Below are 24,562 nucleotides of genomic sequence, written 5' to 3'. Positions count from 1 at the left end.
GGCGGCGGAGGAGCTGTCCCGCCACGGCGCCATAACGTCGCCGCCTCCAGAATCGTTTTCCTCTTCCGGCAGACCACGACCCAGAAGCCGCCATGACCGTCGAAACCGTCAATCCCGCGACCGGACAGGTCGAATATCGCCACGAACTGATGACCGCCGCACAGGTGGATGCCGTACTCGCGGCATCCTCGCAGGCCTTCCCCGCGTGGTCCGCGCTGTCGCTCGCCGAACGCGGCAAGGTGATGCGCGCGGTCGGCGCCGAACTGCGCCGTCGCCGCGATGACATCCAGCGCATCATGACCGCCGAGATGGGCAAGCTGCGCAAGGAAGCCCTGGCCGAAGTGGACAAGTGCGCGGGTGCCTGCGATTACTACGCCGACCATGCGGCCGACTACCTGCAGGACCAGCCGGTCGCGACCGATGGCCAGCGCAGCTACGTGCGCTACGAGCCGATCGGCTGCGTGCTGGCGGTGATGCCGTGGAACTTCCCGATCTGGCAGGTGTTCCGCTTCCTCGCGCCAGCCTTCATGGCCGGCAACGTCGCCGTGCTCAAGCACGCGAGCAACGTGCCGCGCTGCGCGGACGTGATCGCCGAGGTGCTGATGGCGGCGGGCCTGCCTGAAGGCGTGTTCGGTGTGCTGCACATCGACAACGACCAGGCCGCCGAGGTGATCCGCGATGCGCGCGTCGCCGCGGTGACGCTGACCGGCAGCGAGCGGGCGGGGCGTTCGGTCGCCTCCAATGCCGGCGGCCAGCTGAAGAAGAGCGTGATGGAACTGGGTGGCAGCGATGCCTTCATCGTGCTCGACGACGCGGATCTGGACAAGACGGTGGCCGGCGCAGTGGCCTCGCGCTTCGGCAATGCCGGGCAGACCTGCATCGCCGCCAAGCGCTTCATCGTGCAGGACGGCATCGCCGACGAGTTCGTGAAGCGCTTCGTCGAAGCCGCGGCGAAGCTGCAGCTCGGCGATCCGCAGGACGATGCGACCACGCTGGCGCCGATGGCGCGGCAGGACCTGCGCGACGAACTGCACAGGCAGGTGCAGGCCAGCGTCGCGAAAGGCGCGAGGGTGTTGCTGGGTGGCGAACCCGATCCGTCGCACGCGGGCTATCCGGCGTCGATCCTCGATGCCGTGGCCCCGGGTATGCCGGCCTACGACGAGGAGCTGTTCGGCCCCGTCGCCAGCATCCTGCGGGTGAAGGACGATGCCGAGGCCGTGCGCGTGGCCAACGACACCACGTTCGGTCTGGGCGGCAGCGTGTGGACGAAGGATGTCGAGCGCGGCAACCGCATCGCGCGCGAGTTGCAGGTCGGCGCCGCGTTCGTCAACGCGATCGTGCGCAGCGACGTGCGCCTGCCGTTCGGCGGCACCAAGCGCTCCGGCTTCGGGCGCGAACTGGCCGAACACGGCATCCACGAATTCATGAACATCAAGTCGGTCTATATCGCCTGATCGTTTGTAGGAGCGCCCTCGGGCGCGATGCTTCTGCCTTAGATCGTTGCCGAAGCAAGAGCATCGCGCCCAAGGGCGCTCCTACAACGATTGCCCGCTTCGATGGAACGGATGGTTACGGTGATTGCCGTTCCTAAGCGGTCGTGCCGGTGCCATCTTGTCGGCAGTTGAACTGGAGGCACCATGAGCACCCCGACCGATACCACGCCCGCCCGCGTGATCCGCACGATCCGCGGCCGCCCCACGTCCGACGGCGCCGGCGTCAAGCTGACGCGCGTCATCGGTGGCCCCGACCTGCCGGACCTGGATCCGTTCCTGCTGCTCGACGAGTTCGGTACCGACAAGGCCGAGGACTACCTCGCCGGCTTTCCCGAGCATCCGCACCGGGGCTTCGAGACCGTCACCTACATGCTCGACGGCCGCATGCGCCATCGCGACAACCATGGCAACGAAGGCCTGCTGACACCGGGCGCGGTGCAGTGGATGACCGCTGGCCGCGGGCTGGTGCATTCGGAGATGCCGGAGCAGGAGTCCGGCCGCATGCGCGGCTTCCAGCTGTGGGTGAACCTGCCGGCGCGCGACAAGATGACCGACCCGAAGTACCAGGAGTTCGACCCGGAGAAGATTCCGGTCGCGCATCCGGCCAAGGGTGTGGAGGTGAAGGTCATTGCCGGTCGCGTCGGCGACACGCAGGGTCCGATCTCGCAGCCGGCCACCGATCCGGTGTACCTCGACATCGCGCTGCAGCCCGGACATGCGTGGGACTACGTGCTGCCCGCGGGGCACAACGCGTTCGCCTACGTGTTCGAGGGCGCGGTGACGGTGGGCGAGGGTGACGAGGCGCGTCCGCTGGACACGCACGAGATGGGCGTGCTCGGTGGCGGCGATACGCTGCAGGTGCGGGCGGGAAGCCAGCCTGCGCGGCTGATCCTGGTGGCGGGGCGTCCGCTGCGCGAGCCGGTGATGCGCCACGGCCCGTTCGTCATGAACACGCGGCAGGAACTGATGCAGGCCTTCGTCGATTTCCAGGAAGGCCGGTTCTGAAGCAGAGGCGGCGGGAGAGCCTCCCGCCGCGGTGCGCGGTCGTCAGTTGCCGGCGGACAGCTGCGCGCCGGCACTGTGCACGTCGAGTTGGCGTGCCAGCGAGATCAGCGAACCGAGTTCTTCGGGCGACGCGGCATTGATCCACACCTGGGCGTAGCGGTCGTCGTCGTACTCGACCACGGCGATGCGCCGTGACGCCATCGCCGGCAGCGTCTCCTGCCCACCCAGGTTGGGCCGGTACCAGTACATTTTTTCGCCGGAGAACGTGCTTTCCTCCTCACGCAGGCGCCGTTCCAGGCTGATCCTGGGGTCGCGCGCGGTCAGCATCACGTTGAGCACCTGCCGGCCATCGTCGGTGGCCGCTTTGCAGGTGATGAAGCTCGCATCGACGCGCTGTTCCCAGGTGAGGCCGGCATTGGCCGGCAACGTCGGGCACGCCGGCGCGGTCTGCGCCCATGCGGCAACGGAAAAGAGGCTGAGGCCAACGGCAATCACGGTTTTCATGTCATCCCCTGGATCGGACGCCCGGGCGTGGGCGGTGCCGCGTCATTCGCGCACCGCAGCGGGCCGCACTGGCCCAGCATCCCCTTGCATGCCACGGTGACGACTGCCGTTTTCCCCCGGCAGTCGTCCCGACCTTAGCCCATGCTGCGTCGCAAAACAACGCGGCACGCGTGCGAACGGCGACCCCAGTCACATCGATCGCGCCGTCGGCGCCCGGCCAGGCCGGGCGCCGGACGCGTGGGTCAGTCGCGGTCGCGGCCCAGCCAGCCGTAGAGCATGCCGCCGATCAGGCCACCCAGGATGGGCGCCAGCCAGAACAGCCACAGCTGGCCGACAGCCGCGGGACCGGCGAACATCGCCACCGCCGTGGAGCGGGCCGGGTTCACCGAGGTATTGGTGACCGGGATGCTGATCAGGTGGATCAGGGTCAGCGCCAGGCCGATGGCGATGGGCGCGAAGCCCACCGGCGCGCGGCCATGGGTGGAGCCCATGATGACGATCAGGAAGAAGGCCGTGAGCACCACTTCGGTGAGGAAGGCGGCCGCGACCGAGAAGCCACCCGGCGACATCGCGCCGTAGCCGTTGCTGGCGAATGCGCCGGCCGCGTTCGGATCGACCGCGAAGCCGGGATGGCCGCTGGCGATCTGCCACAGGATGAAGCCTGCCGCCAGGCCGCCGATCACCTGCGCCACGATGTACGGCAGCAGGTCCTTCGCCGGGAATCGCCCGCCTGCCCACAGGCCGAGGCTGACCGCCGGATTGAAATGGCCGCCCGAGATGTGGCCGAACGCATAGGCGCCGGTCAGCACCGTCAGGCCGAACGCGAGCGCCACGCCCAGCAGGCCGATACCCAGCGGATTCCCGTCGCCCCCGAAGTTGGCGGCCAGCACCGCGCTGCCGCAACCGCCCAGGACCAGCCAGAACGTCCCCAGGAATTCCGCCGCGAGTCTCTTCGCCATCGCCATGTCAGCCCCCAATTTGTGTGCGCCCCGTCACATGACGGTGCGCGCACGATAGCCGAAGCGGCGCGCGGCAGATGTTTGCTTTGCGTTACGCCGCGCGCATTCGAACGCCAATGAAGTGCGTCTCACATTTGCGCGCCGACGGGCGGCGGACTCAGCGCTCCGGCAGCGGAATGAACTCGGTCTCGCCGGGGACGTGGCCGAAGCGGCCTTCCTGCCAGTCCTGCTTGGCCTGCTCGATCCGCTCCCTGGAACTGGAGACGAAGTTCCACCACAGGTGGCGCGGCGCATCCAGCGGTTCGCCGCCGAGCAGCATCGCCTTCACCGGCGTCTTCGCACGCAGGACCGGGCGGCTTCCGCGGTCGAAGACCACTAGGTGCTTCTCCGGCACGTCGGCACCGTCCACCTGCGCGTCGCCCTCCAGGATGTAGAGCGCGCGCTCGACGTGGCCACTGTCTATCTCGAACTCGGCATCCGGCTGCAGGTCGACGGCGACATTGAACGTGCCGCTGAACACCTTCACCGGCGACTCCTCGCCGTAGGCGCGTCCGGCGATCACGCGCAGTCGCGCACCGGCGCGTTCGATCACCGGCAGTAGCGCCGCGGTGTGGTGATGGAACTCGGGAGCGACCTCTTCGGCCGACTTCGGCAGCGCCACCCATGTCTGCATGCCGTGTACGTCGTGGCGGCCGGTACGGACATCGCCGGGCGTGCGCTCGGAATGCGCGATGCCGCGGCCGGCGGTCATCCAGTTGACGTCGCCCGGCGAGATCACCTGCTCGGACCCCAGCGTGTCCCGGTGGTGGATCGCGCCGGCCCACAGGAAGGTCACGGTGGCCAGGCCGATGTGCGGATGCGGGCGCACGTCGATGCCCAGGCCGGGCTCGAACACGGCCGGCCCCATGTGGTCGACGAACACGAACGGGCCGACGCTGCGGGCCTGCAGCGTGGGAACGGCGCGACGTACGTTGAAGCCGCCGCCGAGGTCGTGCACGCGGGGCGCGATGATCGTGGTCATGGGCAGGTCCTCCGGGAGAGGCGTGCAGGATCGCACGGGACGTCGGCCACGCCCGCGCCAGCGGAGAAACGGATTGTTGCGCGTGGATCAGCCGCGACGCGAGGCCAGCCGGTCGGCCAGCCTAGTCGGCTCGGGCAGGCGGTAGCCGCGCAGCGTGCGCAGCACCCGGTCCAGTGCGCCTTGCATCGAGACGCGATGGCCGGGCGAGACGATCAGCGGATTGCAGCGCGGCTTGCTGCGCAGCACCCAGCCGATATGGTCGCCGCGATGGACCAATGGCGTGTGTTCGCCCGCCGAAGGGCCGGGCGCTTCATGCTTGCCGCACAGCACGTTCTTCGCCACGCCGATGCTGGGCAGGCCGGTGGCCACGCCGAAGTGCGCGGCGATGCCGAGCCGGCGCGGATGGGCGATGCCCTGGCCGTCGACGAAGGCGAGATCGGGTGGGTGCGGCAGCCGTGCCAGCACGGCGACCAGCGCCGGCAGCTCGCGGAAACTCAGCAGCCCGGGCACGTAGGGCATGGAGGTCGGCATCCGCACGATCTCCGACGCGACCGGCTGCAGGGTGTCGGCCGCCAGCAGGATGGCGGCGGCGCGGGTGGTGGCTCCCTCGTCCTCGAAGCCGACATCGAAGCCCGCCAGCCAGCGCGGCGTCTCCCGTACGTCGTCGCGCAGGGACACCTCCGCCGCCAACCTTTCCTGCATCCGGCGCGCCTCGACGATGCTGCCGTCCCAGTCGCCGAACGCCGTACTCATGGCGACGATGGGGCACCGTAGCGCCCGACCTCCAGCGTCGCGCGGCCGTCGCTGCCGATGCGGACGATCGACAGGCGGTCGTACTCGCGGTCGTCCATCGGTGCCGTTTCGCAACCGCACAGCGCCGCCACCAGGTCCGGCACCGTGTTGCTGTGGCCGACCACGAGTACCGTGCCGCCACGATGCGACTGCTTCCATTGTGCGGCGATCTCGCTGGCCGGACCGCGCGCGTAGTACGCCGTGACCGGCAGCGCGCGGGCGTCGGCGCTGGGCTGCGCGGTCTGCTGCGTGCGGCGGTATTCGGTGGCGTACGCGGCCACCAGCGGCGCACCGCGCAGGCGCTCAGCCAGTGCGACGGCGCGCGCCTGGCCGACGGCGGAGAGGCTGGGATTCTCGGGATCGTCGGTCGCCTTTTCCGCATGGCGCACCACGATGAAGGTCAGCGGTGCCGACGCATCCTGCGTGGGCGCGGTGCTGCAGGCAGCCGCCAGCGAGGCCAGCAGCAGCGCGAAGGGAAGGCGGAACCGGTGCGGCAGGCGCATGGTGATCCTGGTGGCGGAGGGACGGAAGCCGAGCGTGCAACGGCCGCCATGGCGGCGCAAGCGGCGTCCTCACGGGGCGGCCGCTACGATAGGCGCCGATCCGTGAAGAGGGAGAGACCATGCGCAAGTGGCTGCGGCGACTGGGCATCGCCGTGCTCGTGCTGGGGGTAGCCTCCGGCGTGGCGCTGTACAGCTACGGCCGCTTCGCCGAGGGCGCGCGTGGCCCGGCATCGCAGGCGCTGCCGACCGCGGCCGATGCCACCACGCTCGACCGTGCCATCGCGCCGCTGCTGCGCGAGCGCGGCGGGCAGAGCGGCATGGCGCTGCTGTCGGACAACCTCGACGCGTTTACCGTGCGCGCCGCCACCGCGCGCGCCGCGGGCCGCAGCCTGGACCTGCAGTACTACATCTGGAACCACGACTTCACCGGCAACCTGCTGAGCTATGAAGTGCTGCGCGCTGCCGATCGCGGCGTGCGGGTCCGCCTGCTGCTGGACGACATGACCGCGCACGGCAAGGACTCGCACCTGGCGGCGCTGGACGCGCACGCGAACATCGAGGTGCGGCTGTTCAATCCTTCGCGCAGCCGCGCCGGCGTGCTCGGCCGCGCCACGGAGATGCTGCTGCGGCCGATGGCGATGAACCGCCGCATGCACAACAAGGCGTGGATCGCCGATGGCCGCGTGGCGGTGGTGGGCGGTCGCAATGTGGGTGACGAGTACTTCGATGCCGCCGCGCAGACCAACTTCATGGACCTGGATGCCGTGCTGATCGGGCCCGCTGTCGCGCAGACGTCGGCGATCTTCGACGACTTCTGGAACAGCGCCTCGGTGATCCCGTTGTCGGCCCTGACGACGGCAGAGCCCGATGCGCTGGAAAAACTGCGCGAGAATGGCGACGCCGGTTACCGGTCTGCCCAGGCGGCGGACTACGTCGCGCGGCTGCGCGGCACGCCCGGCGTGCGCGCGCTGGTCGGTGGCAACGCACTGCACTGGCTGGACGAAGTGGGCGTGTATTCCGACCCGGCCTCGAAGGGACAGGGCGAGGGACAGGGCCAGTGGCTGGTGCACCGGCTGGGCAGGGCGATGGGCGAGGCCAAGCGCGAGTTGCGCGTGATCTCGCCGTACTTCGTGCCGGGAACGGAGGGCACGCGCTGGCTGGTCGGCAAGCGCGCGGAAGGCGTCGATGTCAGCGTGCTGACCAACTCGCTGGCGGCCAACGACGTGATGGCGGTCCACGGTGGCTACGCCCCGTACCGCATGCCGTTGCTGGAGGGCGGCGTGGACCTGTTCGAACTGATGCCGCATGGGCAACAGGACAGCAGCCTGTTCGGTTCCAGCGGCGCCAGCCTGCACACCAAGGCATTCGCGGTGGATGGCGAAGGCGGCTTCATCGGGTCGTTCAATCTGGACCCGCGCTCGGTCAACCTCAACACCGAGATGGGCGTACTGTTCCGCGACCGCAGCGCGGCCGCGGCCCTGCTGCGCAGCTACGAGGCGAAGATCGCCGCCGACAGGAGCTATCGCGTGCGCCTGCAGGACGGCGCACTGCGCTGGGAGGATGCCTCGACGCAACCGCCGCGTGTCTGGGACCGCGAGCCGGAAGCCAGTGTCTGGCGTCGCTGGACCGCGCGCGCCGTAGGTTGGCTGCCGGTCGAATCGCAGCTGTAGCGCTCAGGCCTCGCGCAGCGCGGTATCGCGCATCAGGCGTTCGAACACGCGGAACACGTCCGCATCGATCTTCTCGTCCTGCTCCGCATGCAGGATGCGCATCGCCGCGTCGTGCGCGCGTCCTTCGGCATACGGACGCCGCGTCGTCATGGCATCGTAGCTGTCGGCCACGCGCAGGATGCGCGCGCCCAGCGGGATGGCGGCCCCGGAAAGGCCGTCGGGATAGCCGCTGCCGTCGATGGCTTCGTGGTGATGGCGGATCAGCGTGGCGACCGCATTCGCATGGGGATGCCCGCTTGCCAGGAAGATCCGTTCGCCGAGTTCGCTGTGTGCCTGGATCGACGGCCAGTCCTCGTCGGCGACCGGCCCGGTATGCAGCAACACGCGGTCCGGCACGCCGATCTTGCCGACGTCGTGGAAATGCGCGGCGAGCTCCAGCTGTTCGAGCTGGTCCGCATCCAGGTCGAAGCACTGTCCCAGCGTCCGCGCGATGCGACCGGTACGGTCGCAGTGGCCGCGCGTGTAGGCATCGCGCACTTCGATGGCCAGGGCCAGCGCTTCCAGGGAACAGGCAATGTCGCTGAAGTCCGGGGCGGGGTCGAAGGTCACGGGCTTTCTCGGAAGGAAAGGGGAGGGGAGGTGCTCGTCGTGCGTGGGCTCAACCCGGCGCCAACGTCATCAGCAGCGCCTTCGCCGCATTGAAGCGGTCGGGCGCGTCCGGCAGCGGCACCTTGATGCGCAGCTTGTCGGGTCCGTCCATGGTGTACAGCTTGGGTTGCTTCTGGATCAGCTGGATCACCGCCATCGGGTCGATCTTCGGCTTGGCCTCGAACACGATGCGGCCCCCGTGCTCGCCGAGCTCCAGCTTGCGGATGCCCATGTCGTTCGCGGCCAGTTTCAGTTCCGCGGTGGCGAACAGGTACTTGGCCGGATCCGGCAGCAAACCGAAGCGGTCGATCATCTCCACTTGCAGGTCGCGCAGTTCCTCCTTGTCGCGCGCGCTGCTGATGCGCTTGTACAGCGTCAGGCGCGTGTGCACGTCGGGCAGGTAGTCGTCGGGAATCAGCGACGGCACGTTCAGTTCGACCTCGGCGCCGCGTCGCTCCTGGCCCAGGTCGACGTCGGGCAGGTGGCCGGCCTTGATCGAGCGCACCGCGCGTTCCAGCAGTTCGGTGTACAGGCTGAAGCCGACCTCGGCCATCTGCCCGCTCTGGTCTTCGCCCAGCAGTTCGCCGGCGCCACGGATCTCCAGGTCGTGCGTGGCGAGGGTGAAGCCTGCGCCCAACTCGTCCATCGACGCGATCGCTTCCAGCCGGCGTTGCGCGTCGGCGGTGATGCTGCGCTTGTCCGGCACCACCAGGTAGGCATAGCTGCGATGGTGCGAACGGCCGACGCGGCCGCGCAGCTGGTGCAGCTGCGCCAGGCCGAACTTGTCGGCGCGGTTCATGATGATGGTGTTGGCGTTGGGGATGTCGATGCCCGACTCGATGATGGTCGTGCACAGCAGCACGTTGAAGCGCTGCTTCTGGAAATCCAGCATCACCTGTTCCAGCTCGCGCTCCGGCATCTGTCCGTGCGCCACGCCGATGCGCGCTTCCGGCACCAGCTCCTGCAGCTCGCGCTGCATGCGGCCGATGCTCTCGACGTCGTTGTGCAGGAAGTACACCTGGCCGCCACGCGACAGCTCGCGCTGGAAGGCTTCCTTCAGCAGCGCCGCATCCCACGGGGTCACGAAGGTCTGCACCGCCATGCGGTTGGCCGGCGGCGTGGCGATGATGGACAGGTCACGCAGACCGGCCATCGCCATGTTGAGCGTGCGCGGGATCGGCGTGGCGGTCAGCGTCAGCAGATGCACGTTGGCGCGCAGCGCCTTCAGGGCTTCCTTCTGGCGCACGCCGAAGCGCTGCTCTTCGTCCACTATCACCAGGCCGAGGTCCTTGAACTTCACGTCCGGCTGCAGCAGGCGGTGCGTGCCGACGATGACGTCCAGCGTGCCCTCGGCCAGCTTCTCCAGTTCCGCCTTGATCTCCTTGGCGGTCTTGAAGCGCGACAGCACCTCGACCTTCAACGGCCAGTCGGCGAAGCGGTCGCGGAAGTTGCGGTAGTGCTGCTCGGCCAGCAGCGTGGTCGGCACCAGCACGGCGACCTGCTTGCCGGCGCTGGCAGCGGCGAAGGCGGCGCGCACGGCGACTTCCGTCTTGCCGAAGCCGACGTCGCCGCACACCACGCGGTCCATCGGCTGGCTGCTGGCCAGGTCGCGGATCACCGATTCGATCGCGTGATGCTGGTCGGGCGTCTCCTCGAACGGGAAGCCGGCGGCGAACGGTTCGTACATCGCGCGGTCCAGGTGCAGGGCGAGGCCGGCACGGGCCTGCCGGCGCGCCTGGATCTCCAGCAGTTCGGCGGCAACGTCGCGGACTTTTTCCGCTGCCTTCTTCTTGGCCTTCGCCCAGGCTTCGCCGCCGAGCGAATGCAGCGGCGCGGTTTCCACCGACGCGCCCGAGTAGCGGCTGATCAGGTGCAGTTGCGCGACCGGCACATACAGGCGGTCGCCCTTGGCGTATTCGATCTCGAGGAACTCGCCCGGCATGCCGCCCACGTCCATCGCGATCAGGCCGCGATAACGGCCGACACCGTGATCCTCGTGGACGATGGGCGCGCCCTCGGTCAGTTCACCGAGGTCGCGGATGATCGCTTCCGGCTCGCGGCCGGTGCGCTTGCGGCGGTGCGCCTGCGTGGCGCGCTCCGGGAACAGCTGGCGCTCGGTGAGTACCGCGATGCGCGGATCGTCCAGCGCGAAGCCGTCGGCCAACGGGGCGACAGCGATGGCGAATCTGACCGCGTCATTCCCGCGCAGGCGGGAACCCAGTGCCTTTGCGCTTTCGTCGGTACCGCCCAACGTCGCTGGGTCCCCGCCTGCGCGGGGATGACGATCTGAAACAAACTCGGTGAAACTTCCGATCACCTCCGGCTTCAACTCCGCCGCCTGCAGCACTTCCAGCAAGGCCTCGCGACGACCGGGCGAGTCGGCGGCGATCAGCACGCGCCCGGGGTAGTGGCCGAGGAACGACTTCAGCGCCTCGCCGGCGGGTGCATCCTTCGCCGCCACCGGCAGCGGCGGCAACGGCTGTTCGCCCAGCGGCAGTGCATCGGCGTGACGGCTGTGCTGCGCACCGCAGACTTCGATGCGGGCGCGCTGGTTGAGCTGCTCGCGCAGGCCGTCCGGCGACAGGTACAGCTCGTCCGGCGGCAGCAGCGGACGTTCGATGTCGTGGCGGCGCTGCTCGTAGCGGTTGCGCGTCTGTGCCCAGAACGCCTCGGCCGCCTCACCGAAGCCCTCGGTCAGCACGGGCAACGCGGTCTGCTGCAGGTAGTCGAACAGGGTCGAGGTCTGGTCGAAGAACAGCGGCAGGTAGTACTCCACGCCGGCCGGCGCCAGGCCGGACTTCAGGTCCTGGTACAGCGCGCTGCGACGCGTGTCGACATCGAAGCGGTCGCGCAGCAGCGTCATCGCGCGCTCGACCGAGCGTTCGTCCAGCGGCACTTCGCGGCCGGGCAGCAGCTGCACGGCATCCGTCTTGTCGAGCGAGCGCTGGCTTTCCGGGTCGAAGTGACGGATCGAGTCGATGGTGTCGTCCAGCAGTTCGATGCGCAGCGGCGCCTCGGCGCCCATCGGGTAGACATCCAGCAGGCCGCCACGCACGGCGAAGTCGCCTGGGTCCAGTACCTGCGGCACGTGACGGTAGCTTGCCGCTTCCAGCCGGCGCTTCTCGGCGTCGAAGTCCAGCCGCTGGCCAACGCGGTAGTCGAAGCTGCCGCCGACGATGTGGCGCAGCGGCGACAGCCGTTGCATCAGGGTCTGCACCGGCACGATCACGATGCCGCGCACCAGCGTGGGCAGGCGGTGCAAGGCGGCCAGGCGCTGCGAGACGATGTCCGGATGCGGACTGAACTGGTCGTAGGGCAGGGTTTCCCAGTCGGGAAACGGCACCACGGGCAGGTCGGCGTCCGTGCCGAGCAGCGTATGCAGGTCGGCTTCCAACTGGTGCGCTTCGTGGTTGTCGCGCGCTACAACCAGCAGTGGGCCGTCGTGCGCATGGGCGGCAGCGGCGATGGACCACGCCAGCGCGGTCGGCGAGGCAGGTGCGCGCCACCAGGCGCGGGACTGGCCGCCACGGGGCAGCGGGGGAACGGGCAGGGGGCTTTTCTGGGCGTCGGTCATGGGTACACGGAACAACGGCAGCGCCGGACACCGTGGGGTGCCCAGCGCGAAGGGATGCGCAGTTTACCAAGCAGGCCCGTGCAAGCCGCTCACACGCCGCAACGGATCATTCCGCCGTCAGCGGGTCGATCACCTCGGCGACGACGGAAATACGGTCGACGGGGAAACCGCCACGGCGCGAATGCTCCAGCACAAGGTCTTCGTTCGGCGCGCGGTATACGCAATAGATCCTGTCGTCGGTAACGTAGCTGTGTTCCCACTGCACCCGCGGGCCCAGTTCGTCCAGGGCGCGGCATGACGCCTGCGAGACGGCCTTCAGTTCGTCCGGCGTCATCAGGCCTGCGCCTTCGACGTCGCGTTCGATCAGGTAACGGGGCATGCGGCCTCCCGGTGGCGCATCGCGAACAGCGCCCTCACCGGGAAACACGCGGGAAACAGCTGGTTTGGGCCGACCGCCGGTCGGCGCGGCTCAGGGACCGTCGTTCAGATCCAGCACCACGCGGACCAGGCCGGAGCCGTCGTTCTCGCGTACGCGCTTGAAGCCCAGCGATTCGGCCAGCGCAAGCATCGGCAGGTTGGTGTCGAGCACATCGCCGTACAGGCGGTCGAGCTTCTTCGAGCGTGCCCACTTGGCCAGTTTGCGCATCAGGTGGCGGCCCAGGCCCTGGCCGGCGATGAAGTGGCTGACCAGGATCGCGAACTCCGCATCGCGGGTGCGCGAGACCAGGGCCGCGCGCGCCACCGCGCCGACCAGCGCCTCGCCGGGCGGCAGCGCTTCGGCGGCGACCAGCGCGAACTCCGTGTTGGGGTCGGGGTGGGTCAGGCGCTGCGCCATTTCCGGCGTCAGCTCCTTCAGCGCGTACATGAAGCGGTGCCGGATCTCTTCCGGCCCCAGCAGCCCGAACGCGCCCTGGATGGGACCGGCGTCCTCGGGCCGGATCGGCCGGATCAGCAGTTCGCGCCCACTGGGCAGGCGGAAGTGTTCATGCCAGGGAGGAAGGCGTTTTGGCGCAGTCATGGCGTGATGCTCGCATGAAATCCGGAAAGGCCGCGAGGGCCGGGGCGCCGCCGGTTCAGGCCCCGTGGCGTTTGCCGCGCAGGCGCGAGACCGCCGTGACGACAGCCACCACCACCGCACCGGTGAGCACGCCGACGGCCGCGTTGAACAGGCTGCCCCACAGCCAGCCGAGTTCGCCCTCGGCATACGGCTGGATGAAATGATGCAGCGCCGGGATGCTGTGGACGAGGATGCCGCCGCCGACCAGGAACATCGCGGCGGTGCCGGCGATGGACAGGAACTTCATCAGGTACGGCGCGCTGTACAGGATGCCGCGGCCGAACGCGCGCTTGAACCGCGCCCAGCCGCTCTCGCGCTTGTCCGCGGCCAGCGCCAGGCCGGCGTCGTCCAGCTTCACGATGCCGCCGACCAGGCCGTACACGCCCACGGTCATGATGGCCGAGATCGCCACCAGCGTGAGCACCTGCTCGAGGAAGGTGCGGCCGGCCAGCGTGCCCAGCGAAATGACGATGATCTCCGCGGACAGGATGAAGTCGGTGCGGATCGCGCCGCGCACCTTGTCCTTCTCGAACGCCACCATGTCGACGTTGCCGTCCTGGATCGCGGCCACGCGCTCGGCATGGCGCTGTTCATCCTCGCCCTTGTGCAGGAACTTGTGCGCCAGCTTCTCCACGCCCTCGAAGCAGAGGAACGCGCCGCCCAGCATCATCAGCGGCGTCACCAGCGGGACGTTGTAGCCCTTGCCGTGCAGCCAGGTCTCCAGCGCGCTGATCGCCAGCGCGGCCGGCACCAGGATGGCCTTGTTGACCACCGAGCCCTTGGCCACCGCCCACACCACCGGCAGTTCGCGGTCGGCCTTGACGCCGGTGACCTGCTGTGCATTGAGCGCCAGGTCGTCGCCCAGCACGCCGGCCGTTTTCTTCGCCGCCACCTTGGTCATCACCGACACGTCGTCGAGCAGCGTGGCGATGTCGTCGATCAGGGCGAACAGGCTGGATCCGGCCATGGAAAGGTGTCGTGCAGGGAAAGGAGGGGGCGATTCTCGCACAGCCTTCCGGCGGTGCTGTGTGAGCGCGACGCGAGCGTCAGGTCGGCTGCCGCAGCCACTCGAGCCGATGGCTCGCGCCGGCTTCGCCCAGCGTGGAGGCGAGCACCGGCAGGACCGGGGCCAACGCCTGGTCCAGCTGCCACGGCGGATTGATCACCAGCATGCCGCTGCCGTTGAGGCGCAGGGGAGAGTCGTCGGGGCGCACCTGCAGTTCGGCGACGAACGCGCCCTTGGTCGGCAACGCGGCGGCCTTGCGGAAGAACGGTAGCAGGCTGCGCCGCTGCTTGATGGGGTACCACACCATGTAGGTGGCGGCCGGCCAGCGCTCCAGCGCATCGCGCAGCGATGCCAGGATCTGCGGGTACTCGGCGTCCTGCACTTCGTACGGCGGGTCGATCAGCACCAGCCCGCGGGCGATGCGCTGTTCGCCCACGCGCGGCGGCAGCAGTGCCTTCATCGCGGCGTAGCCATCGCGGGCATGCACGACGACGCGGTCGTCGTCGGCGAATACCTCGCGCAGCGCCTGCGCCTCTTCGGGCTGCAACTCGCACGCCGCCAGCCGGTCCTGCGCGCGCAACGCCTGCGCGACCAGCAGGGGTGAGCCGGGATAGGTGATCAGGGCGCCGACCGGATTGTTGGCGACTACTGCGCGCAGATAGCGCTCGGCCGGGTCGGGCAGCCGGGTGGCCCCCATCAGCTTGAACACGCCACCAGCGGCTTCCGAGGTCTTGCGGCTTTCCGCGCCGCCAAGCAGGTAGCGGCCGCGCCCGGCGTGGGTGTCGAGTACGAAGCACGGCGTGTCCTTGCGCTTCAGCGCATCGATGCAGGCCAGCACGACGATGTGCTTGAGGACGTCGGCATGGTTGCCGGCGTGGTAGGCATGGCGGTAATTCATGGCGCGCAGCATATATGCTTGCGCCATGCCCCGTGTACTGATTGCCGAAGACGAAACCGCCATCGCCGACGCCGTGCTGTATGCGCTGCGCAGTGAAGGCATCGAGGCCGACCACTGCCTGCTGGCGCGCGAGGTGGTGCCGCGCGTGCGCGCCGGCGGTGTCGACGTGGTGGTGCTGGACGTGGGCCTTCCCGATGCCAGCGGCTTCGATGTGTGCCGCGAACTGCGGGGCTTCAGCGACGTCCCGGTGATCTTCCTGACCGCACGCAACGACGAGATCGACCGCGTGCTCGGCCTGGAACTCGGCGCCGACGACTACGTCACCAAGCCGTTCTCGCCGCGCGAACTGGTGGCGCGCGTGCGTGCCCGCCTGCGTCGTGCCGGTGCCAGCGCGGCGCAGGCGAGCGCTGGCGACTGGGTCGCGCGCGGCGAGTTCGCGGTGGACCGAGACGGCCACCGTATCCGCTACCGCCAGCAGCTGCTGGACCTGACCCGCTACGAGTACGCCTTGCTGGACGCGCTGCTGCAGCGGCCCGGCGCCATCCTCAGCCGGGCCCAGCTGATGGACCGCGGCTGGGACAGCGATGCCGACAGCGCCGACCGTACCGTCGATACCCACGTGAAGACCCTGCGCGCCAAGCTGCGCGCCGCCGGTGCCGACCCCGACCCGATCCGCACGCACCGCGGGCTGGGTTACGCCATCGAGGCCTGAGATGCGGCTCGGGCTGAAGCTCGTCCTCGGCTTCTTCCTGATCGTCGGCATCGCCGCGTTCTTCGTGATGCGCGTGTTCGTCAACGAGGTGAAACCGGGCGTGCGCCAGGCGATGGAGTCGACGCTGGTCGACGCCGCCAACATGCTGGCCGAGATGGCCGCCGACGACCTGAAGGCAGGCCATATCGCCGACGGCGCCTTCGCCGGCAACGTCGCCGAAGCGCAGCAGCGCGACCCCAAGGCCTGGGTATGGCGCTTCCAGAAGCGCAGCGTGGATTACCGCGTCACCGTCACCGATGCGAAAGGCACGGTGGTATTCGATTCGCAGGGCCGCGACGTCGGCCGCGACAATTCGCGCTGGAACGACGTGTACCGCACCCTGCGTGGCGAGTACGGCGCGCGTTCCAGTGCGGAAGCGCCGGGCGACACGGCCAATACCGTCATGCATGTGGCGGCGCCCATCTACGATCCCGCCGACCGCGCCACGCTGATCGGCGTGCTGACGCTGTCGCAGCCGAACCGCAGCATCGAACCCTTCATCGTCGCCAGCCAGCGCAGCATCCTGCTGCGCGGCGCCTGGCTGATCGGCATTTCCGCATTGATCGGCGTGCTGATGACGTGGTGGCTGATGCGCGGCATCGGCGGCCTGAACCGCTATGCGCAGGCGGTCAGTGCCGGCGAGCCGGTCCCGCCGCCGCGACCGCGCACCGACGAGATCGGCGATCTCGGCCGCGCGCTGGAGACGATGCGCCGCAAGCTCGAGGGCAAGGCCTACGTCGAGCAGTACGTGCAGTCGCTGACGCACGAGATGAAGAGCCCGCTCGCCGCCATCCGCGGCGCGGCGGAACTGCTGCAGGAACCGCTGCCGGAGGCCGAGCGCCAGCGCTTCGCGCGCAACATCCAGACCCAGGAGCAGCGGCTGACCGAGACCATCGACAAGCTGCTGGCGCTGGCCGAGGTGGAGCAGCACGGCTGGTTGCAGCGGCGCGAACGCATCGACGTGGGTGCGCTCGCCGACGACGTGGTGCAGGACCTCGACGCGAAGCTGACGCCGCGGGACGTGACGGTCGAGCGCCTTCCGCAGGCCGGTACCTGGACGGTGGAAGGCGACGCCTTCCTGCTGCGCCGCGCGCTGACCAACCTGCTCGACAATGCCATCGCGTTCTCGCCGCGGGGCGGCAAGGTGGAACTGGCGGTCGTCGAGCATGACGGGCAGGTGCGTTTCGTCGTGCGGGACCGCGGTCCGGGTGTGCCCGATTACGCGCAGGAGCGGGTGTTCGAGCGCTTCTATTCGCTGCCACGCCCCGATGGCGGGCAGCGGAGTTCCGGCCTGGGCCTGCCGTTCGTACGTGAGGTGATGCGCCTGCACGGCGGCGAGGCCTCGCTGGCCAATCGCCCCGACGGCGGTGCGGAAGCGGTGATGTCGCTGCCGATGATCTGACGCGCTCATGTGTTCCCTTCTCCCCGCGAGCGGGGAGAAGGTGCCCGAAGGGCGGATGAGGGGCGCTTTCCCGTCGGATACCACAGCGCTGCCAGTGAGTTGAACGTTGGTCGTGCTCTGCAGTCACCGTCCACGGACTCCGTTCGTCCCTCACCCGCCGTTGGCACCCTCTCCCCGTAGAACGGGGAGAGGGACCATGACGAGCGTTAGCGCCACTTCACACAGCCTTCAAACACGCTCCCTGCCGGTTGCACCGAGCCACTGGACGATGCGTCCCGTATCCAACCGGGGCATCGACATGAAGTCATTGAAGTTGCTGTTGCGTTCCCTCACCGTCGGCGGGCTGGTCCTGCTGCTGCTCATTCCGCTGATGATGATCCGCGGCGTCATCCAGGACCGCGAGCTGTACCGTGCGCAGGCCGAGCATCGCGTCTCCCAGAGCATGGCCGGTCCCCAGCAGGTGGTCGGTCCCTTGCGTGTCGTGCCATGGCGCGAGGAGCGCGTCGTCAATGCCGTCAACGAGAACGGCAAGCCGGAGGTCCGCCGCGACGTGAAGGAAGGCTATCTGGTGCAGATGCCGACCAGCCTTGTGGTCGACGGCCGCCTGCAGCCGGGCGAGCGGCGCATCGGGCTGTACACCGTCAACGTCTACGAGTGGAAAGCCGCGATGAAGGCCGACTTCGCGCCGCTGCAGGTGCCGGCCGCGGACGGACGCAGCTACGGCCAGCCCTACGTCGTCGTCGGCATGGCCGACGTGCGCGGGCTGGTGGGGACGCCATCGCTGAAGGTGGATGGCGTGCCGCGCACGCTGGCGGCCGGCACGGGGGCGATGTCCTCGCGCATGGACGGCATCCATGCCCTGATCGGCACGCCCGGCGCGTCGCTGCCGGCCAGCAGGGCGCAACTCGAGATGACGCTGGCCGGTACCCAGTCGATCGGCATCGCACCGATCGCGGACAGCAACGACATCACGATGAGCTCGCCCTGGCGGCAGCCGTTGTTCGGCGGCCGCTTCCTGCCCAACAGCAAGACATTGGACGGTACCGGCTTCACCGCCCGCTGGCAGGTGTCGTCGCTGGCCAGTGCCGCGCAGAGCCAGCTCGAATCGGCGTCGGGCAAGCTGACGCAGCCGCCGTCGCTGGGCGCCACGCCATCGGAGTACGTCGCCGATGACGGCAGCGCGTCCGCCATCGACAGCGCCGTGGTCAGCCTGGTGGATACGGTGGACGTCTACACGCAGGTCGATCGCGCCAGCAAGTACGGCATCCTGTTCGTGGTGCTGACGTTCGTCGGTTTTGCCCTGTTCGAACTGATCAAGCGGCTGCCGATCCATCCGCTGCAATACCTGCTGGTCGGCCTGGCACTGGCGGTGTTCTTCCTGCTGCTGCTCAGCCTGTCCGAGCACATCGCGTTCTGGCAGGCCTACCTGGTCTCCGCCGCCGCATGCATCGGGTTGCAGTTCTTCTACCTGTCCGGCGTGCTGCAGAGCTGGCTGCGCGCCGCGGGCTTCGCCACGATGCTCACCGCGCTGTATGGCGTGCTCTACCTCCTGCTGAAGTCGGAGAACAACGCGCTGCTGATGGGCTCGCTGCTGCTGTTCGGTATCCTGGCCGTCATCATGTGGGTCACCCGCAAGGTCGACTGGTACGCGCTGGGCACCGAACTGCGCTGAGGCAGCAACGATGCTGGATCTCGCCACCCTGCACCGGCGCGCCTGCCGCGTGCTGCCGCCCCGGATCGACACCTGCCGCGTCGTGCTCGACGTGGCAGGCGAGGCGGGACTGACGGCGTTGCTGCTGCCGCTGCGCCACCGGCATCGCGGCACCATCGCATTCGAACTGTCATCCTCGACGCGGCAGGCGCTGGACGCGTGTCCACTGGTGTTCCTGCAGGACGCGTGCGTGGCCAGGGAAGGCCTCGCGCGCCACGGCGCGCCGCTTGCCTACGAAGCCTGGCGGCCGTTGCCGCAAGGGTCGTCGAACGGTTTCATCACCCGCAGTCGTGATGGCCGCGTGCGCCTGCAGCTCGATCCCGCACGGGGACTCGCGCTGTATGCGTGGGACGACCATCGCGGCGACACCTTCATCCACTGAGTTCGCCCCGGCCGGCGGCGTGCCCGGATCTCCACGGAGGGAGCCGGGCACGTCGCCGGCCTCTTTGCTTGTGCGGCATAAGCACATGAGCGCTGGTTATCAGTCCGAAGGTATAAGCAGCGATGAACCACGAACGGCGGCGCGTAAGCTCGTGATGATCTTTTGCCGGAGCCTGCGCATGCGTGTCCTCTCCCGTCTTCTGCTCCTCGGCCTGTCGTGCCTGGCCACGCCCGTGTTCGCCGCGGAGGTCGCTGCACCCCGCATCACCGTGATCTACGACGCCTTCGGCGACGATCCCGCGCTGGAGAAGGATTGGGGGTTCGCCGCGCTGGTCGAGGCCGGTGGCAAGCGCATCCTCTTCGACACCGGCAACGACGCGGCGATCTTCACGCGTAACGTGAAGTCGAAGAACATCGACCTGTCCAAGCTGGATGCCGTGGTGATGTCGCACCGCCACGCCGATCACATGGCGGGGCTGGCCGAGGTGTTGAAGGTCAATCCGCAGGTGCCGGTGTACGCGCCGCAGGAAGGCTTCGGCATCTACGGCTCGTCGCTGCCGTCCAGCTTCTACCGTAAGGATGCCGCGCTGCCGGCGCGCATGCGCTACTACGACGGCGAACCCGCCGAACGCCTGCAGTTCGGCCGTGCCTGGCCGACCGGCAACTTCAAGCCGCTGGCCGAGACCACCGAGATCGCGCCCGGTGTCTGGACGATCGCTGCTGTTTCCGATGCGCCGGGCACGCGCGAATTGCGCGAGCTGTCGCTGGCCATCCGTACCGACCAGGGCCTGGTGCTCGTGGTCGGCTGCTCGCACCCCGGCATTGCCCACATCGTCGATGCAGCGGCGAAGATCGATCCGCAGATCCACCTGGTGATCGGCGGCTTCCACTTCGTCAACGCAGACGACACCGCCATCGCCGGCCTGGTCGACGCCCTGAAGGCGCACGACATCCAGTACATCGCGCCCGGCCACTGCACCGGCGAGCCGACCTTCGCCGCATTGTTGAAAGCCTTCGGCGACCGCTACCTGTACGCAGGCGTCGGCGCGGTGCTCGACTTCGGCAAGGAGGGCGTGGCCTCGCGTCCGCGCGGCGTGGATCTGGGTGATGCCGACCGCGTGCAGTACCGGCTGCTGGCGCAGGACGGCGAACCCGCGCACCGGCACGTCGCGCACGCGCACTGAGGATGCGTCGCCGGCGCGGGAGGCATGCCGCTACACTGGCGGCATGACGCCTGCCTACACCATTGGCCTGTTCCGCGGGCCAGAGATCACCCCCTGGCTGGACGATGTCGCGCGCCTGCGCGTGGCGGTGTTCCGCGACTGGCCGTACCTGTACGACGGCGACCTCGACTTCGAACGCGATTATCTCGACGCCTATGCGCGTTCGGCCGAAAGCGTGTTCGTGCTGGCGATGGATGCCGGGCAGGTGGTCGGTGCGTCCACCGGCCTGCCGCTCGCCGACGATACCGAGGCCTTCCGTCAGCCCTTCGTCGACAGCGGCATGGACCCGGAAGACATCTTCTACTTTGGCGAATCCGTATTGCTGCCGGCCTACCGCGGCAACGGTATCGGCCACACGTTCTTCGACCTGCGCGAGGCGCATGCGCGTGCGTTGGGGCGGTTCGGCTGGACGGCGTTCTGCGCGGTGGACCGCGAATCGGACGATCCGCGCCGGCCCGACGGGCATCGCGGCAACGACGTGTTCTGGGACAAGCGCGGCTATACGCGCCAGCCCGGGATGACCATGCGGTTGGCGTGGAACGAGATCGGCCGCGGCGAGGTCGACCATGCGCTGACGTTCTGGCTACGCGGCCTGGAACCGATGCGGTGAAAGTCGCCGTCGCCAAGTACGCCATCCAGGCGCCCGCCGATTTCGCCGCGTTCGCCGACCGGCAGGCGCAGGTGCTGGGCGAGGCGGTCGCGCAGGGTGCGCGCATCGCGGTGCTGCCGGAATACCTGGCGCTGGAACTGGCTGCCACGTTCGATGCCGCCACCCAGGCCGATCTGCACGCCTCACTCCTCGCGATCCAGCGTTATCGTGACGACTGGCTCGCGCTGTACGCGCGGCTGGCGAAGGAACTCGACCTCCATATCGTCGCCGGCAGCTTTCTGCTGGCGCAGGGCGATGGCCGCTACCGTAACCGCAGCGACGTGTTCACGCCGCAGGGCGTGCACGCATGGCAGGACAAGCTGCAGCTGACCGGCTTCGAGAAGGGGCTGGGCGTCATCGACGGCGGCGATGCGGTGAAGGTGTTCGATCTGGCCGGCGTGCGCAGCGGCGTGTCCGTTTGTTACGACAGCGAATTCCCGCTGCCGGTGCGTGCGCAGGCGGAGGGCGGTGCGCGCCTGCTGCTGGTGCCGAGTTGCACCGATACCGAGGCCGGTGCGACCCGCGTGCGCGTCGGTTGCCTGGCGCGCGCGCTGGAGAACCGCCTCTTCGTCGCGCAGTCGGTGACCGCAGGGGAAGCGCCATGGAGTCCGGCACTCGACATCAACACCGGTGAGGCGGCGATCTTCGCCCCGATGGACCGCGGCCTGCCCGCCGATGGTGTGGTGGTGCAGACCGTCGGCGACCAGCCGTGGGCCATTGCCGATCTCGACCTCGAGGCGCTGGAGCGCAGTCGCACCGACGCGCAGGTGGCGAATGATCGCGACTGGGCGGGCCAGTTGCAGCCCGCCCTGGTGCGTGCCCGCGTCGAACGGCTGGACTGAGCGGCTGCGCCGCTCAGCGTTCCCAGCCGAACACCTCGGCCAGCGGCTTGTCGAACACGTCCGCGATGCGGAAGGCGCATTCCAGCGTGGGCGAATACTTGCCGGCCTCGATCGCGGCGATGGTCTGCCGCGTCACGCCGACACGCTTGCCCAGGTCGGCCTGCGTCATCTCGCCGGCCAGGAAACGCAGCGTGCGGATCTGGTTGGTGACGCGGGCCTCAGACACGCAGGCCTCGACGGTAGCCGTGGATCACCAAGCCGGCGTGCACGAGTTCGGCCGCGGCGATCGCCAGCAGCGTGGCGTGCACGATGGTCCAGCCACCGGTGGTGAACGGCATGACACAGCCCACCACGATGATGCCGGCCATCAGCACGTAGTAGGCGTAGACCGAGGCGCGCGAATCGATCCGGCGGTCGCGCTCGTCGATCGGCGTAGGCGTGCCGTCCTCCTCACGATGGCGGCCGAACACGGCGGTCAGCAGGGCGATCACGCCCAGCGACCCCAGCGCGATGGCGAGCAGGCCGATCCGCTGCCCCATGTGCATGGCGGCGACCGCGTCGGCATTGACCGAGACGTAGGTGAAGTAAATGGCGAAGACGACGACCAGCGCCGTCAGCCAGACCCAGGCGAAACGTTCCTTCGACAGCATTGCCGTACTCCCCGTTAGTGGATGGACGGGGGCAAGGTAAGCCTGCGCTTACTCAATGTCAATAATATATAACATTGAGTTACTAAAACGTAACTGAAGGTTCGCTCCGCTTGCCGCATCAGCCCAGCAGGCTGACGCCCGGCACCAGCCAGATCGACAGACCCGCCAGTGCCGACCCGATCACCGTCGCCGCCAGCACATCGCTCGGATAGTGCAGCCCCAGCACCACGCGCGAGGCCGCCACGCAGGCCGCGAACGGAATCAGCAGCGGCGCCAGCGCCGGGTAGTGCGCCAGCGCGACCACGGTGAAGGCCACCGCATGCAGGGTGTGCCCGGAGGGGAAGCTGAATTCGTCCAGCGGCGCGATCCAGGCGCGGATGCGCACGTCCGAGGCGAACGGCCGCGGCCGGCGCGTCCAGCGCTTCAAGGCCTTGTAGAGCGTCAGCGCGATCACGCCGGTGCCGGCAAGGTGCGCGGATGCCGCCAGTCCATCCAGGCCGTCGGCCACGATCAGCGCGGCCATCAGCACGTACCAGAACACTCCGTCGCCCAACCGGCTGACGATGGCGAAGAAGCGGCGTACGCCACTCCATTCGCCCCAGCGGTTGGCACGCAGGCACCAGCCGGTGTCCCGGCCCATGAAAGCATTACGCGGCGGCAGCGGACGCATGGTGGCTTCTCCGTGTCAGGGCGAGGTCGGTCAGCAACGCATCGAAGTCGGCGGCCACGCGGTCGGGGTGCAGGTCGCGCATCGCCGCGCTGGCGGCGTCACCCTGGGTCCGTCGCAGTGCGGCGTCGGCGGCCAGCCGCAATGCGGCGGCGACGAAGTCGTCGTCGTTCTCCACCGCCGCGCCGTGCTTCCCGTCGATCAGGTGCTCGCGCGCCGCGCCGTAGTTGAACGCGACCGTCGGCACGCCGCTGGCCATCGCTTCAAGGGTGACGTTGCCGAAGGTTTCGCTGTGGCTGGAGAACAGGAACAGGTCGCCGCTGGCGAAGTGCCGCGCCAGCGCTTCGCCGCGCTGCACACCGCAGAAGACGAAGTCGGGATGCTCCTGCGCCAGCCCTTCGCGCACCGGACCGTCGCCGACCCAGACGAACGTCGCGTTCGGCTGCACCTGCTGGATCGCGCGGAACGCGCGGACCGACAGCTCCAGGTTCTTTTCCGCGGCGATGCGACCGACGTAGATCACCGCGAGGTCGTCCGGACCGAGTCCCCACTCGGCGCGCAATGCGTCGTCGCGTTGCGAGGGATTGAAATGGCGCGCATCGACCGCGCGCGCCAACCGCACCACGCGATGGAATCCCTGCGACTGCAGGAACTCCGCCAGTTCGCGCGTCGGCACCAGCGTCGCATCGGCACCGTTGTGGAAGTGGCGCATCCAGCGCAGTGCGGTGTGCTGCAGGAAGCGCACGCCGTAGTCGCGCATGTAGTCATCGAAGCGGGTGTGGAAGCCGGTGGCCACCGGGATGCCCAGCCGACGCGCCGCGCGCAGCGCCGACCAGCCGAGGGGGCCTTCCGTGGCCACGTAGACGGCATCCGGTGGTGAAGCCTTCCATTGCGCAAGCAAGCGTCGCGTCGCGGGCAGGCCGAACTTCAGCCCCGGATAGCGGGGCAGGCTGGCACCGCGGACCAGCAGGGTGTCGTCGATCGCTGCTTCGTCGCCGGCCTGGCGTGGGCGGACGACGGGAACGTCGTGGCCGCGCTGGCGCAGGCCGGCCTCCAGTCCCTGCACGGTCAGGGCCACCCCGTTCACTTCCGGCGGATAGGTCTCGGTGACGATGGCAAAGCGCATGCGCGACTCCACGTTTTGCGCATGCTGGGC

General features: G+C 68.8%; 25 protein-coding genes. 10 read left to right on the top strand and 15 right to left on the bottom strand.

Annotated features, from left to right (window positions below; all coding sequences use genetic code 11):
* The first annotated feature begins 92 nt into the window (after nucleotides 1-92).
* Both ACGHX3_RS12680 and ACGHX3_RS12675 read left to right on the top strand, forming a co-directional pair.
* On the top strand, nucleotides 93-1,454 hold the full coding sequence (locus ACGHX3_RS12680; RefSeq protein WP_394695175.1) for an NAD-dependent succinate-semialdehyde dehydrogenase: 1,362 nt from the start codon (nucleotides 93-95) through the stop codon (nucleotides 1,452-1,454).
* 183 nt (nucleotides 1,455-1,637) lie between these two features.
* Nucleotides 1,638-2,498 (top strand): pirin family protein, encoded by an 861-nt coding sequence (locus tag ACGHX3_RS12675; protein ID WP_394695174.1) that lies wholly within the window; start codon nucleotides 1,638-1,640, stop codon nucleotides 2,496-2,498.
* A 42-nt stretch (nucleotides 2,499-2,540) separates the two neighbouring features.
* On the opposite strand, the gene ACGHX3_RS12670 is transcribed toward ACGHX3_RS12675, so the two are convergent.
* From ACGHX3_RS12670 to ACGHX3_RS12650, 5 genes are all read right to left on the bottom strand, one after another.
* Nucleotides 2,541-3,002, bottom strand: a complete 462-nt coding sequence (locus ACGHX3_RS12670; protein WP_394695173.1) for a hypothetical protein — start codon at nucleotides 3,000-3,002, stop codon at nucleotides 2,541-2,543.
* A 242-nt stretch (nucleotides 3,003-3,244) separates the two neighbouring features.
* On the bottom strand, nucleotides 3,245-3,967 hold the full coding sequence (gene aqpZ / locus ACGHX3_RS12665) for an aquaporin Z (protein ID WP_162336326.1): 723 nt from the start codon (nucleotides 3,965-3,967) through the stop codon (nucleotides 3,245-3,247).
* A 151-nt stretch (nucleotides 3,968-4,118) separates the two neighbouring features.
* A complete protein-coding gene (locus tag ACGHX3_RS12660) occupies nucleotides 4,119-4,982 on the bottom strand; it encodes a pirin family protein (protein ID WP_394695172.1) in 864 nt (287 codons plus the stop codon).
* Between the two features lie 87 nt (nucleotides 4,983-5,069).
* Nucleotides 5,070-5,735 (bottom strand): deoxyribonuclease V, encoded by a 666-nt coding sequence (gene nfi, locus ACGHX3_RS12655; RefSeq protein WP_162336328.1) that lies wholly within the window; start codon nucleotides 5,733-5,735, stop codon nucleotides 5,070-5,072.
* Nucleotides 5,732-6,277 carry a histidine phosphatase family protein gene (locus tag ACGHX3_RS12650; RefSeq protein ID WP_379608554.1) on the bottom strand — a complete coding sequence of 182 codons (546 nt, stop codon included), beginning with the start codon at nucleotides 6,275-6,277 and terminating at the stop codon, nucleotides 5,732-5,734. The genes nfi and ACGHX3_RS12650 overlap by 4 nt, the downstream gene beginning before the upstream one ends.
* 119 nt (nucleotides 6,278-6,396) lie before the next feature.
* On the opposite strand from ACGHX3_RS12650, the gene ACGHX3_RS12645 reads away from it, so the two are divergent.
* Nucleotides 6,397-7,947: a phospholipase D family protein gene (locus ACGHX3_RS12645; RefSeq protein ID WP_162336330.1), complete on the top strand. Its 1,551-nt coding sequence runs from the start codon at nucleotides 6,397-6,399 to the stop codon at nucleotides 7,945-7,947.
* 3 nt (nucleotides 7,948-7,950) lie between these two features.
* On the opposite strand, the gene ACGHX3_RS12640 is transcribed toward ACGHX3_RS12645, so the two are convergent.
* From ACGHX3_RS12640 to ACGHX3_RS12615, 6 genes are all read right to left on the bottom strand, one after another.
* Nucleotides 7,951-8,556, bottom strand: a complete 606-nt coding sequence (locus ACGHX3_RS12640; protein ID WP_162336331.1) for an HD-GYP domain-containing protein — start codon at nucleotides 8,554-8,556, stop codon at nucleotides 7,951-7,953.
* Nucleotides 8,557-8,605: 49 nt separating this feature from the next.
* Nucleotides 8,606-12,169, bottom strand: coding sequence for a transcription-repair coupling factor (gene mfd, locus ACGHX3_RS12635; protein WP_162336332.1), 3,564 nt, complete (start codon nucleotides 12,167-12,169; stop codon nucleotides 8,606-8,608).
* 106 nt (nucleotides 12,170-12,275) lie between these two features.
* Nucleotides 12,276-12,548: a DUF4242 domain-containing protein gene (locus ACGHX3_RS12630; protein WP_394695171.1), complete on the bottom strand. Its 273-nt coding sequence runs from the start codon at nucleotides 12,546-12,548 to the stop codon at nucleotides 12,276-12,278.
* 90 nt (nucleotides 12,549-12,638) lie between these two features.
* Nucleotides 12,639-13,187: a GNAT family N-acetyltransferase gene (locus tag ACGHX3_RS12625; RefSeq protein WP_162336334.1), complete on the bottom strand. Its 549-nt coding sequence runs from the start codon at nucleotides 13,185-13,187 to the stop codon at nucleotides 12,639-12,641.
* Nucleotides 13,188-13,242: 55 nt separating this feature from the next.
* On the bottom strand, nucleotides 13,243-14,193 hold the full coding sequence (locus ACGHX3_RS12620; protein ID WP_394695170.1) for a DUF808 domain-containing protein: 951 nt from the start codon (nucleotides 14,191-14,193) through the stop codon (nucleotides 13,243-13,245).
* A gap of 79 nt (nucleotides 14,194-14,272) precedes the next feature.
* Nucleotides 14,273-15,130, bottom strand: coding sequence for a 23S rRNA (adenine(2030)-N(6))-methyltransferase RlmJ (locus tag ACGHX3_RS12615; protein WP_394697287.1), 858 nt, complete (start codon nucleotides 15,128-15,130; stop codon nucleotides 14,273-14,275).
* Nucleotides 15,131-15,155: 25 nt separating this feature from the next.
* Here ACGHX3_RS12615 and creB point away from each other — a divergent pair, with 25 nt between their 5' ends.
* The 7 genes from creB (at nucleotide 15,156) to ACGHX3_RS12580 (ending at nucleotide 22,089) form a co-directional block, all read left to right on the top strand.
* Complete coding sequence (gene creB, locus ACGHX3_RS12610) at nucleotides 15,156-15,842, top strand: two-component system response regulator CreB (protein ID WP_379608553.1); 687 nt, start codon at nucleotides 15,156-15,158, stop codon at nucleotides 15,840-15,842.
* A 1-nt stretch (nucleotide 15,843) separates the two neighbouring features.
* Nucleotides 15,844-17,283 carry a two-component system sensor histidine kinase CreC gene (creC, locus tag ACGHX3_RS12605; protein ID WP_394695169.1) on the top strand — a complete coding sequence of 480 codons (1,440 nt, stop codon included), beginning with the start codon at nucleotides 15,844-15,846 and terminating at the stop codon, nucleotides 17,281-17,283.
* Nucleotides 17,284-17,581: 298 nt separating this feature from the next.
* Nucleotides 17,582-18,955, top strand: coding sequence for a cell envelope integrity protein CreD (creD, locus tag ACGHX3_RS12600; protein WP_394695168.1), 1,374 nt, complete (start codon nucleotides 17,582-17,584; stop codon nucleotides 18,953-18,955).
* A 10-nt stretch (nucleotides 18,956-18,965) separates the two neighbouring features.
* A complete protein-coding gene (locus ACGHX3_RS12595) occupies nucleotides 18,966-19,376 on the top strand; it encodes a hypothetical protein (protein ID WP_313927567.1) in 411 nt (136 codons plus the stop codon).
* 178 nt (nucleotides 19,377-19,554) lie between these two features.
* A complete protein-coding gene (locus ACGHX3_RS12590) occupies nucleotides 19,555-20,559 on the top strand; it encodes an MBL fold metallo-hydrolase (RefSeq protein ID WP_394695167.1) in 1,005 nt (334 codons plus the stop codon).
* 43 nt (nucleotides 20,560-20,602) lie between these two features.
* On the top strand, nucleotides 20,603-21,208 hold the full coding sequence (locus tag ACGHX3_RS12585) for a GNAT family N-acetyltransferase (RefSeq protein WP_162336342.1): 606 nt from the start codon (nucleotides 20,603-20,605) through the stop codon (nucleotides 21,206-21,208).
* A complete protein-coding gene (locus tag ACGHX3_RS12580; RefSeq protein WP_394695166.1) occupies nucleotides 21,205-22,089 on the top strand; it encodes a carbon-nitrogen hydrolase family protein in 885 nt (294 codons plus the stop codon). Before ACGHX3_RS12585 ends, ACGHX3_RS12580 begins: the two co-directional genes overlap by 4 nt.
* Before the next feature lie 13 nt (nucleotides 22,090-22,102).
* Here the strand turns inward: ACGHX3_RS12580 and ACGHX3_RS12575 are convergent, their stop codons facing one another.
* The 4 genes from ACGHX3_RS12575 to ACGHX3_RS12560 form a co-directional block, all read right to left on the bottom strand.
* On the bottom strand, nucleotides 22,103-22,315 hold the full coding sequence (locus tag ACGHX3_RS12575) for a helix-turn-helix transcriptional regulator (RefSeq protein ID WP_162336344.1): 213 nt from the start codon (nucleotides 22,313-22,315) through the stop codon (nucleotides 22,103-22,105).
* Nucleotides 22,308-22,739 (bottom strand): hypothetical protein, encoded by a 432-nt coding sequence (locus tag ACGHX3_RS12570; protein WP_313927571.1) that lies wholly within the window; start codon nucleotides 22,737-22,739, stop codon nucleotides 22,308-22,310. The genes ACGHX3_RS12575 and ACGHX3_RS12570 overlap by 8 nt, the downstream gene beginning before the upstream one ends.
* A 118-nt stretch (nucleotides 22,740-22,857) precedes the next feature.
* Nucleotides 22,858-23,409, bottom strand: a complete 552-nt coding sequence (locus ACGHX3_RS12565) for a phosphatase PAP2 family protein (RefSeq protein WP_394695165.1) — start codon at nucleotides 23,407-23,409, stop codon at nucleotides 22,858-22,860.
* Nucleotides 23,387-24,532 (bottom strand): glycosyltransferase family 4 protein, encoded by a 1,146-nt coding sequence (locus ACGHX3_RS12560; RefSeq protein ID WP_394695164.1) that lies wholly within the window; start codon nucleotides 24,530-24,532, stop codon nucleotides 23,387-23,389. The genes ACGHX3_RS12565 and ACGHX3_RS12560 overlap by 23 nt, the downstream gene beginning before the upstream one ends.
* Nucleotides 24,533-24,562 lie beyond the last annotated feature (30 nt).

It is taken from the genome of Pseudoxanthomonas japonensis (assembly GCF_043632995.1).
GTDB classification, from domain to species: Bacteria; Pseudomonadota; Gammaproteobacteria; order Xanthomonadales; family Xanthomonadaceae; genus Pseudoxanthomonas_A; species Pseudoxanthomonas_A japonensis.
This window is presented reverse-complemented; position numbering and strand designations above follow the sequence as displayed.